Genomic DNA, 6,924 nt, shown 5'->3' with positions numbered 1-6,924 from the left:
CCGCGACGGTGGTCTGCGGCAGCGCGGCGAGTGCGCGGACCGCGGCCACCGACTCGGGCAGCGGGACGGCCGTGCTCGGATCCTCCACGATCGGCGCGAGCGTGCCGTCGTAGTCGCAGGCGACCAGGAGCTGGGGGACCCGGGCGATCCGGCCGATGGCGGCGCGCAGCTCAGGGTCCATGACCCCGGTGGCGATTGCCGCCCCATCGTTGACGGACGTGTTCACTCGGCCTCCGCCTCGGGAACTCCGAGCTCCGAGAGGAAAGACTTGGCCCAGTGGCCCACGTCGTGGGTACGCAGGTGACGTTGCATTGTCCGCATCCGGCGGCGTGCCTCGGTTTTCTCCACGTGCACGGCCCGGAGGAGGGCGTCCTTGACCGCGTCCGGGTCGTGCGGGTTACACAAAAATGCCTGGCGAAGCTCGGTGGCGGCACCGGCGAACTCACTGAGTACGAGCGCTCCACCCTGGTCGGCACGTGATGCTACGTATTCCTTCGCCACGAGGTTCATTCCGTCTCGCAGCGGGGTCACCATCATCACGTCGGCAGCAACGTACATCGCCGCCAGCTCACTGCGACTGTACGACTGATGGAGGTAATGGACCGCCGGCACGCCGACCCTGCCGAACTCGCCGTTGATCCGGCCGACCTCGCGCTCCACCTTGACCCGTAGTGCCTGGTAGTGCTCCACGCGCTCACGGCTGGGCGTGGCGACCTGAACCATGACCGCGTCGGGAACTGTCAACTTTCCGTCAGCCAGCAGTTCCCGGAAGGCCTTGAGCCGCAACTCGATGCCCTTGGTGTAGTCCAGTCGGTCCACGCCCAGGATTATCGTCTTCGGGTCGCCCAGCTCGGCGCGGATCTGCTTGGCCCGGGCCTGGATCGCCGGGTCGGCGGCCATCCGCTCCATTTCCTGGGTGTCGATCGAGATGGGGAAGGCGCCGGCCTTCACCTGCCGACCGTCAACCTGGATCATCTGCCCCTCGTAGCGCAGCCCGAGCAGGTGCCGGGCCAACCGGACGAAGTTCTGCGCGGCCAGCCGCTGCTGGAAACCGACCAGGTCGGCGCCGAGCAGGCCGCGCAGGATCTCGGTGCGGAACGGCATCTGCATGAACAGCTCGATCGGCGGGAACGGGATGTGCAGGAAGAACCCGATCCGCAGGTCCGGGCGCAGCTCACGGAGCATCGCCGGGACCAACTGGAGCTGGTAGTCCTGCACCCAGACCGTCGCGCCCTCGGCCGCCACGTCGGCCGCGGCCTCCGCGAACCGGGCGTTGACCAGGCGGTACGCCTCGCGCCACCGGCGCTTGTAGGCCGGTGTCTCCACCGCGTCGTGGTAGAGCGGCCAGATCGTCGCGTTGGACTGGCCCTCGTAGTAGCGCTCCAGCTCCTCGGCGCTGAGCGGGACCGGGTGCAGCCGGATCCCCTCCAGGTCGAACGGCTCGGGGGCCGCGCCGGTGCCACCGGCCCAGCCGACCCAGGTGCCCTTGTGTTCGGCGAGGACGGGGTGCAGCGCGGTGACCAGCCCGCCAGGGCTACGTCGCCACTGCCGGCCCTCGGGTGTGCTCACCTCGTCGACCGGCAGACGGTTCGCCACTACGACAAAGGAGCTACGGACGGTCACGATCGGCCACCTCCGGGTACTGACGGGTCCACCGCGATGAGCGTACTGAGCGTAGCTGCGGCGTCTTGTGCCTAGTGCCGGAGTCTCCTACCCGCCTCCGTCTGACCGAACCCTGAAGGTGATCTTCTCGACAGCCGCCCTGGTCAGAGGTCGATGATCGGCCACTCCTTGGGCAGCACCTCGCCGAGCAGCTCCCGCCGATCCGTCATGATCGGCACGAGAGGGTGCACAGCGGCGTCCATCGCCAACTGGGCCAGGTCCATCCGGCCGTTCATCCGGCGCGACCAACCGGCGAGATAGCTGCACATTTCCGGTTCGACGGGGGTGACCTGCACCTGCGGTAGCGCGCCGAGCAGTTCGAGCATCTCCCACTGCTCGGCCGTGGCCCGCTCATGGGCGCCTGCGAGGCACAGTGCGGGCACAAGAACATCCCTGTTGTAGTCGGCGGCCTCCGCGATCCTCTTTCCGACATCCCTGGCGCCGGATGAGTAGGAGAGGAGCGCGGTCGTGTCCAGCGCCAACCCGAACGCGATCAGCGGCGTGCCTTCGCCCGTGCCGCGAGGACCTCTGCCTGTAGCCGGGCGGCCTGCTCACGAAGTTCGGGGGTGATGCGTGCCTTGAGCTGCTCCATCTCCGCATGAGCTTCGGCTACGTCCTCGTCGGTGATGACGAAACCGGCGCGCGCGAGCACCTCCCGCGTTTTTTCGCCGGCCATCTGGCGGCGCACGGCTCGGGCTACGAAGGCGGAGACGTTGGGCTCGGTGGCCAACCGGTCGGCCACGTCGTCGGGCACGCTGATGGCGATCTTCTTGGTCATACGGGAACGCTAATTGGTAATACCGCTGTCGGCAAAGAGGCTCGCCCGCGTACTCCTGGGGCGGGGTGATGTGGGCGAAGCGCGTCGTACCTGTCAGGATTGACGATGGCGTGCGCGCGGCCGGCTCCCGGCCGGCGGCGGCGGGCGGTCCTCGCAGCCCGCGCCGCGCCGCCGATCAGCGACAGCAACCGACGGAGGTAGCCCGCACCGTGGCCCAGTACATCTACGTCCTGGAAAAGGCGCGCAAGGCGCACGGCGACAAGGTCGTGCTCGACAACGTCACGTTGAGCTTCCTGCCGGGGGCCAAGATCGGTGTGCTCGGCCCCAACGGCGCCGGTAAGTCCAGCCTTCTCAAGATCATGGCAGGGCTGGACAAGCCGAGCAACGGCGAGGCCCGGCTGATGCCCGGCTACACCGTCGGCATGCTCGCCCAGGAGCCCCCGCTCAACGAGGCCAAGACCGTGCTCGGCAACGTCGAGGAGGCGGTCGCCGAGACCAAGGCCAAGCTGGAGCGGTTCAACAAGATCGCCGAGCAGATGGCGACCGACTACTCCGACGAGCTGATGGAGGAGATGGGCAAGCTCCAGGAGGAGCTTGATCACCTCGACGCCTGGGACATCGACTCCAAGCTCGAACTGGCCATGGACGCGCTGCGCTGCCCGCCGCCGGACGCCGACGTGACCCAGCTCTCCGGCGGTGAGCGTCGCCGGGTCGCGCTCTGCAAGCTGCTGCTGGAGGCGCCCGACCTGCTGCTGCTCGACGAGCCCACCAACCACCTGGACGCGGAGAGCGTCTCCTGGCTGGAGCAGCACCTGGCGAAGTACGCCGGCACGGTCATGGCGATCACCCACGACCGGTACTTCCTCGACAACGTGGCCGGCTGGATCCTGGAGCTGGACCGCGGCCGGGCCATCGGGTACGAGGGCAACTACTCCACCTACCTGGAGAAGAAGGCCGCCCGGCTGGCCGTCGAGGGTCGTCGCGACGCCAAGATGAAGAAGCGCCTCACCGAGGAGCTGGACTGGGTCCGCTCCAACGCCAAGGCCCGACAGACCAAGTCCAAGGCCCGCCTGGACCGCTACGACGAGATGGCCAGCGAGGCGGAGAAGACCCGCAAGCTGGACTTCGAGGAGATCCAGATCCCGCCGGGCCCGCGCCTGGGCAGCACGGTGATCGAGGCGAACAACCTCAGCAAGGGCTTCGGTGACCGGCTGCTGATCGACAACCTGTCGTTCTCGCTGCCCCGCAACGGCATCGTCGGCATCATCGGCCCGAACGGCGTCGGCAAGACCACCCTGTTCAAGACCATCGTCGGGCTGGAGCAGCCGACCGGCGGGTCGGTCCGGGTCGGCGAGACGGTTTCCCTGTCGTACGTCGACCAGAACCGGGAGGGCCTCAACGGCGACAAGACCGTCTGGGAGGTCGTCTCCGACGGACTGGACTACCTGATGGTGGGCAAGGTCGAGATGCCGTCGCGGGCGTACATCGCCGCGTTCGGCTTCAAGGGCCCGGACCAGCAGAAGCCGACCAAGGTGCTCTCCGGCGGCGAGCGCAACCGGCTGAACCTGGCGCTGACCCTGAAGATCGGCGGCAACGTCATCCTGCTCGACGAGCCGACCAACGACCTGGACGTGGAGACGCTCTCCAGCCTGGAGAACGCCCTGCTGGAGTTCCCCGGCTGCGCCGTGGTCATCTCCCACGACCGGATGTTCCTGGACCGCGTCGCCACGCACATCCTGGCCTGGGAGGGCGACGACCAGGACCCGGCGAAGTGGTTCTGGTTCGAGGGCAACTTCGAGGCGTACGAGAAGAACAAGATCGACCGCCTCGGCGCGGAGGCCGCCCGGCCGCACCGGGTGACCTACCGCAAGCTGACCCGCGACTGACCGGCGCAGACGGTGTCTGATCGCTTCGTCTACCACTGCACCCTGCGCTGGTCCGACCTGGACGCGTACGGCCACGTCAACAACTCGCGTTTCCTCACCCTGTACGAGGAGGCGCGGGTCGCGTTGATGTTCGCCGGCGGGCCGGCCGCCGGTGCCGCTGAGGACGTCTCGGTGGCCGCCGCGGAGCTGCTCGCCGAGCGGGCGCGCGGCGGTACGGCCCTGCCGGCCCGGCGGGACGCCCAGTGGCGGTGGCCGCTGCCGCCGGCGCGGAGCCAGCAGGTGGAGGCGCTGCCCGTCGCCGAGCTGCGACGGATCGCGGACGCGGCGGCGGGCACCCTGCGGACGGCGAGCGAGCAGGGTGTCGCCGGCCGGGCTGTGGGCCAGCGGGCGCTGCGCGACGCGTTGCTCGACCACGTGGCGGTGCTGATCACCCCGGACGGGACGCCCGCCGCGCCGGTCGAGGTGCCGCAGCGGCTGGTGCAGGGGGTGGTCCGGATGGGCTTCCTCGGCGCCGCCGACGGCTCGTCGGCCGGCGAGGGCGGGGGCACCGTTCAGGTGCGGGTGGCCGGTCGTTGGGTCGGCCTGGTGGGACCGCACGGAGCGGCGTGGTTGCAGAAGGCCACGGATCTTGCCGTGACACCCCTGAGCGCTCGTCCGAACGGATGACCCCGGTTCATTCTTCTGGTCAGGGGCGGTCGTTGGGGGGGTGCTTCAACCCGGCTGTCCGGGTACCGTCCATCCTCGGATCCAACGCACCGTAGGCGACTGGATCCGCTGGGGAGTGAGGTGCGCGAGCGATGCCGTGGTGGTCATGGCGCCCCGGTCCCGCCGACGGCGGCGATCCGGAAACCCGAAGCGGGATCACAGTCGACAGTGCGGTCCGGATTGGTCCGCCCAGCCCTCGCCAGCCGGGGGACGACTGCCCGTCCAACGAGCGGCCAGTGCTGACCGAGATGCCCGCCACCGTCGAGCCGGTGAGCCTGCGCCGGGTCTGTGACGCACTCGATCTACTGGACGTGCGCTACCTGGCCGACGGCGACGGCAACCTGCTGGCGATGTGGGAGCGGCACGCGGTGCTGGTCACCCTGGAAGGCCCCGAGGACGAGATCCTCGTCATGCGGGCCCGTCCGCACGCCACGGTCCCGCCGGACTGGGCCGACCGGGCGTACCGGGTGGTCAACGAGTGGAACCACACCCGCCGGTTCTGCAAGGCGTACATCGGTGACCCGACCGAGCGCGGTCAGTTGCCGATCTACGCGGAGCTTCAGGTCCCGCTCGGTGCCGGCACCCACGACGCGCTGTTGGTCGAGATGCTCGACTGTGGCGCGGCGGTCGCCACCAGCTTCGTGGACTGGCTGCACGACGAGGGCGCGCTGCTCTGACGGTGTGGCGGGCCGGGCGGGTCAGACGCCGTGGGCGGGGTCGTCCTCGACGTTGACCATGAAGTACGCGGCCCGCTCCAGGTAGTCCCAGAGGGTGCCGGCGATCTCCGGCTCAAGGTCGAGTCGATCCACGGCCCGGCGCATGTTCCGCAGCCAGGCGTCCCGTTCGGCCGCGCCGATCCGGAACGGCGCGTGCCGCATCCGCAGCCGCGGGTGCCCGCGCTGGGCGGAGTAGGTGTTCGGCCCGCCCCAGTACTGCATCAGGAACAGGGTCATCCGGTCCGCGGCCGGGCCCAGGTCCTCCTCCGGGTACATGGGGCGCAGCAGGGGATCGGTGGCGATACCGGCGTAGAACTCGTCGACCAGCCTGCGGAAGGTGGGTTCGCCGCCGACCGCCTCGAAGAGGGTCATCGACGCACCGGGACGGTCGGATTCGCCTGCGGAAGTCACAGTTCCATCCTGCCAGGTGCGCCCCGGGCCGACCCGACCCGCACGGCGTGCGTCGGATCACGCCGGGTCGACGCCCCCCGATGTCGGGCGTCCGACCCGCTCGTGTCGACCTCGGCGCGACGGGTCAGGTGACGGCGAGCCGGCGGTGTCCGTCACCGGCGTGCGGGTCGGCGGTGGCGCCTCCCGGCGAGCGGTCACCGGGAGGGCCGTCGGGTCCGACGGCCGGCGGCTCGACGTTGGCCTTCGCAGCGGCGGTGATCGCGTCGTCCACCGTCTGCCGGTCCGGCCAGCGCAGCGTGGCCACCGCCATGAGCACCACCCCGGCCGCGCTCCACACCCCGACCACGATCGGGATCGGGAACCGGTCGGCGAGCACCCCGGTGACCAGCACCGCGAAACCCTGGATGACCTGCACACCGGTGGCCATCACGCCGAAGGCGCGGGCCCGGAACCCGTCCGGCAGTGCCTGGACGAACAACCCGTTGGCCATCGGCATCATGCCGGCGACCGCGAACCCGCAGAGCGCGGCGAGCAGCGCGACCATCAACGGCGGGGGGTCGAGGAGGGCCGGCACGAGCATCAGGGGGGCGAGCACCGCGAGCGGCCGCATCAGCTTCAGTCGGCGGGCCGGCCCGAACAGGCGACTCACCAGCAACCCGCCGAGGATGAAGCCGATCGGGTTCGCCATCATGATCGCTGCCTGGGCGGTGCCCGCACTGACGGCGCCGCGACTCTCGTCGTTGGCCCAGGCCGCGGCCAGCCCTTC

Annotated in this window: 9 protein-coding genes; 3 read left to right on the top strand and 6 right to left on the bottom strand. The window is 69.9% G+C overall.

Annotated features, from left to right (window positions below; genetic code table 11):
- From KBX53_RS17170 to KBX53_RS17155, 4 genes are all read right to left on the bottom strand, one after another.
- The coding region (locus KBX53_RS17170; RefSeq protein WP_210860323.1) for a trehalose-phosphatase at nt 1-181 on the bottom strand (181 nt) is incomplete at its 3' end.
- Between the two features lie 41 nt (nt 182-222).
- Nucleotides 223-1,623 (bottom strand): trehalose-6-phosphate synthase, encoded by a 1,401-nt coding sequence (locus KBX53_RS17165; protein ID WP_030333449.1) that lies wholly within the window; start codon nt 1,621-1,623, stop codon nt 223-225.
- Between the two features lie 143 nt (nt 1,624-1,766).
- A complete protein-coding gene (locus KBX53_RS17160; protein ID WP_210860321.1) occupies nt 1,767-2,045 on the bottom strand; it encodes a hypothetical protein in 279 nt (92 codons plus the stop codon).
- A gap of 110 nt (nt 2,046-2,155) precedes the next feature.
- Entirely contained in the window at nt 2,156-2,440 is a 285-nt protein-coding gene (locus KBX53_RS17155; protein WP_156057614.1) for a hypothetical protein, read from the bottom strand.
- 209 nt (nt 2,441-2,649) lie between these two features.
- Between KBX53_RS17155 and ettA the strand changes: the two genes are divergently transcribed.
- From ettA to KBX53_RS17135, 3 genes are all read left to right on the top strand, one after another.
- Nucleotides 2,650-4,326, top strand: a complete 1,677-nt coding sequence (gene ettA, locus KBX53_RS17150; protein ID WP_030333455.1) for an energy-dependent translational throttle protein EttA — start codon at nt 2,650-2,652, stop codon at nt 4,324-4,326.
- A gap of 12 nt (nt 4,327-4,338) precedes the next feature.
- Nucleotides 4,339-4,992: a thioesterase family protein gene (locus tag KBX53_RS17140; RefSeq protein WP_309140791.1), complete on the top strand. Its 654-nt coding sequence runs from the start codon at nt 4,339-4,341 to the stop codon at nt 4,990-4,992.
- A 131-nt stretch (nt 4,993-5,123) separates the two neighbouring features.
- A complete protein-coding gene (locus tag KBX53_RS17135; protein WP_030333460.1) occupies nt 5,124-5,708 on the top strand; it encodes a YbjN domain-containing protein in 585 nt (194 codons plus the stop codon).
- A 21-nt stretch (nt 5,709-5,729) separates the two neighbouring features.
- On the opposite strand, the gene KBX53_RS17130 is transcribed toward KBX53_RS17135, so the two are convergent.
- Together KBX53_RS17130 and KBX53_RS17125 are read right to left on the bottom strand one after the other, a co-directional pair.
- A complete protein-coding gene (locus tag KBX53_RS17130) occupies nt 5,730-6,158 on the bottom strand; it encodes a globin (protein ID WP_030333462.1) in 429 nt (142 codons plus the stop codon).
- Between the two features lie 124 nt (nt 6,159-6,282).
- On the bottom strand, nt 6,283-6,924 hold a 642-nt coding region (locus tag KBX53_RS17125; protein WP_210860319.1), incomplete at its 5' end, for an MFS transporter.

Source organism: Micromonospora sp. M51 (assembly GCF_018070305.1).
Taxonomy (GTDB): domain Bacteria; phylum Actinomycetota; class Actinomycetes; order Mycobacteriales; family Micromonosporaceae; genus Micromonospora; species Micromonospora parva.
Note: the sequence above shows the minus strand (reverse complement) of the source record. Positions and strands in the feature narration are given on the sequence as shown.

Excerpts from the sequence above, each read along its gene's own strand:
- KBX53_RS17155 (WP_156057614.1), bottom strand. The coding sequence starts at position 2,440 with ATGACCAAGAAGATCGCCATCAGCGTGCCCGACGACGTGGCCGACCGG.
- KBX53_RS17135 (WP_030333460.1), top strand. The coding sequence starts at position 5,124 with ATGCCGTGGTGGTCATGGCGCCCCGGTCCCGCCGACGGCGGCGATCCG.